Genomic DNA, 3,407 nt, shown 5'->3' on the forward strand with positions numbered 1-3,407 from the left:
CTTGGGCCGGTCCCCCGCCCCGGGTCGCCGCTCGCCCACCGCGTCCTGGGAGGCCGCCGTCTCGCGTCCCGTGTGTTCGCCCGAGCCGGACTGCTCACCGTCCGGGCGCTGCTCCTGCCCTTCCCGAGGCTCGGCGCCCGCGTCGGGATCGGCGGCGGGCGGGGGCACCCGGGGGCCCTCGCCGTTCGCCTGGCGGCGCCCGGCGGCGGGAGCGGAGGACTGGAGCCCCATCCCTCCCGTGGTGCGGAACAGTTCGTCGGCTCCCGGCAGACTCACTCGGCGTGACACCGGGCGAGCACCTCCCTGGCAAGCTGGCGATAGGCGGCGGCACCGACGGAGTTGGACGCGTACGTGGTGATCGGCTCACCCGCGACCGTGGTCTCGGGGAAGCGGACCGTGCGGCCGATGACCGTGTGGTAAACGTGATCGTCGAACGCCTCGACCACACGGGCGAGGACCTCACGGCTGTGCACGGTGCGCGAGTCGTACATCGTGGCGAGGATGCCGTCCAGCTCCAGGTCGGGGTTGAGCCGCTCCTGGACCTTCTCGATCGTCTCCGTGAGCAACGCCACACCGCGCAGCGCGAAGAACTCGCACTCCAGCGGCACGATCACCTTGTGCGCGGCGGTCAGCGCGTTGACGGTGAGCAGACCGAGCGAGGGCTGGCAGTCGATGACGATGTAGTCGTAGTCGGCCAGCAGCGGCTTGAGCGCGCGCTGGAGGGTCGACTCCCGGGCGACCTCGCTCACGAGCTGCACCTCGGCGGCCGACAAGTCGATATTGCTGGGGAGCAGATCCATATTGGGCACGGCCGTCTTCAGCAGCACCTCGTCGGCCGACATGCCCCGCTCCATGAGCAGGTTGTAGACCGTGAGGTCGAGCTCCATCGGGTTGACCCCGAGGCCGACCGACAGGGCGCCCTGCGGGTCGAAGTCGACGAGCAGCACCCGGCGGCCGTATTCGGCCAGGGCGGCGCCCAGGTTGATGGTGGAGGTGGTCTTACCGACCCCGCCCTTTTGGTTGCACATCGCGATGATCTTCGCTGGACCGTGATCGGTCAGCGGCCCCGGGATCGGGAAGTACGGCAGCGGGCGCCCGGTGGGGCCGATCCGCTCGCGGCGCTGACGGGCAGCGTCGGGCGCGAGCGTGGCCGCGTATTCGGGGTCTGGCTCGTACTCCGCGTCCGGGTCGTAGAAGTGCCCGTCGGGGAGGTCGTCGTAGTCGGCGAAGCGGGCGGGATCCGTGCCCCCCTGGTCGCCGGCCATGGCGTTCACGTGATGGCCGTCCATGCTGTGGCTCTGGTGGGCTGTCGTCGGGCTCTGGCGGGTTGCGAAGGTACGGACAGCGACGGAGCCGACAGCCTCGAGCCCCGAGGGGCCCTGGCCCCGCGCAGCCGGTCCTGGTTGACCACCCCCGGGAGAAAATGTCGACTCATTCACAAGTCGTCCTACCTCCTTGGTGACCAGGAAATTTCTCTATAGGTCAGCGTGACACCATGCCGACGGTTGGCGACTCTATGGCGTGTCGGCGGTCCTCAGCAACACAATCCACCGGACACGGCATGATGTGTCGGCAATCGAACACCCCGATGTCAAGGGCGTGTGAACGGCGCCGTGCAGATTTCACCGCCGCATAAAGCGTCTGAATAGTTGCATTTAGGGCGAGTTGGCCGAGCCATGGGCCGCCCCCGATCCGGGGCACAGCGGACACAGCTCCGGCCGGGCCTCATCCTTCGACAAGACCCGGCCGGATGCCCATTGTTGACATGTGGTTGACGGTCCGGGTTGACCGGCCGGCAACCGGAGTTCACCCGCTCCGGCGGCCGGGCCGGTGAACTCCGAGCGCCATTCAGCCGATCAGCGAGCTCAGTTCGACCGTGGGCAGGTCATGCGCCTCGGCGACCGGGCCGTAGACGACCTGTCCCTCATGGGTGTTGAGCCCCTTGGCCAGCGCGGCGTCCCGGCGCAGCGCGTCCCGCCAGCCGCGGTTGGCCAGCTCCACGATGTACGGAAGCGTCGCGTTGGTGAGCGCGTGGGTGGAGGTGTTCGGCACCGCGCCGGGCATGTTCGCGACGCAGTAGAAGACCGAGTTGTGGACCTCGAAGGTCGGCTCGGCGTGGGTGGTGGGACGGGAGTCCTCGAAGCAGCCGCCCTGGTCGATCGCGATGTCGACAAGGACACTTCCCGGCTTCATCCGGGACACCAGCTCGTTGGTGACCAGCTTGGGCGCCTTGGCGCCCGGGATGAGCACCGCGCCGATGACCAGGTCGGCCTCGAGGACGGCCTTCTCCAGCTCGAAGGCGTTGGAGGCGATGGTCTGCACCCGGGTGCCGAAGATCCGGTCGGCCTCGCGCAGCTTGTTGATGTCCTTGTCGAGCAGGGTGACGTGGAAGCCCATGCCGATGGCGATCTGGGCGGCGTTCCACCCGGAGACGCCACCGCCGATGACCACGGCCCGCGCGGCGGCCACACCCGGCACCCCGGCGGGCAGCACGCCGCGGCCGCCGGCCGAGCGCATCAGGTGGTACGCGCCGACCTGCGGCGCGATCCGGCCCGCGACCTCGGACATCGGCGCGAGCAGCGGCAGGGCGCGGTTCGCGGTCTCGACGGTCTCGTAGGCGATGGCGGTGGTGCCGGACTCCAGCAGCGCGTCCGTGCAGGCCCGGGAGGCGGCCAGATGCAGATAGGTGAAGAGCGTCTGGCCCTTGCGCATCCGGTGGTATTCCTCCGCGACGGGCTCCTTGACCTTCAGCAGCAGGTCGGCGGTGGCCCAGACCTCGTCGGCGGTGCCGAGGATGCGCGCACCGGCGGCGGTGTACTCCTCGTCCGTGATGGAGGACCCGAGGCCCGCACTCTGCTCCACGACGACCTCATGGCCGCCTCGGACCAGCTCGTGCACACCGGCAGGGGTGATGGCCACACGGAACTCGTTGTTCTTGACCTCGCGGGGGATACCGACCTTCACGTCGATCACGGTCCTTGAATGGGGGGGAAGGAAAATATCGTACATATCGCCATAGCCGATCACGGGTCGATGCACCATCGACCATAGACAGGCAAACCGGAACGCGTCCGCATGCCGGAGACGACCGCAGCAATCGCGGTACCGCCAGTCTAATGAAGGACGTCGCGCTGTCTAGCCTTGCAATGCATCAATCTTTTGGAAGACCACTACTGATTTCGTAGGTCAGCCGGGTTTCCGTCACCACTCCGAGGTGACGGACCCGTGTCCTGCGCCCCCGCCGTGGCGGCCTTACGGGCGGCACGGCGCAGCGACCGCGCCACCGCCGGATCCCCGCCGAGCCGGTCCATCGCGTCCGCCGCATGGTCCGCCAGATCGGCGTGCAGCCCGGTGTCACCGCAGGTCCGGGCGGCCGCGGCGGCCTCCGCCCAGGTGCGCAGCGCCTC

General features: G+C 68.9%; 2 protein-coding genes and 2 pseudogenes. All 4 read right to left on the reverse strand.

Features of this window, described 5'->3' with window-relative positions; all coding sequences use genetic code 11:
- Positions 1–288: pseudogene (locus KN815_RS47805) on the reverse strand (hypothetical protein); the annotation flags it as partial.
- On the reverse strand, positions 273–1,289 hold the full coding sequence (locus KN815_RS47810; protein ID WP_443732353.1) for a ParA family protein: 1,017 nt from the start codon (positions 1,287–1,289) through the stop codon (positions 273–275). The gene KN815_RS47810 and the pseudogene KN815_RS47805, both read right to left, overlap by 16 nt.
- 559 nt (positions 1,290–1,848) lie before the next feature.
- Positions 1,849–2,964: an alanine dehydrogenase gene (gene ald / locus KN815_RS47815; protein WP_216348028.1), complete on the reverse strand. Its 1,116-nt coding sequence runs from the start codon at positions 2,962–2,964 to the stop codon at positions 1,849–1,851.
- 206 nt (positions 2,965–3,170) lie between these two features.
- Positions 3,171–3,407, reverse strand: a pseudogene (locus KN815_RS47820) (hypothetical protein); the annotation flags it as partial.

This window comes from Streptomyces niphimycinicus, from assembly GCF_018883605.1.
In the GTDB taxonomy this organism is placed as follows: Bacteria; Actinomycetota; Actinomycetes; order Streptomycetales; family Streptomycetaceae; genus Streptomyces; species Streptomyces niphimycinicus.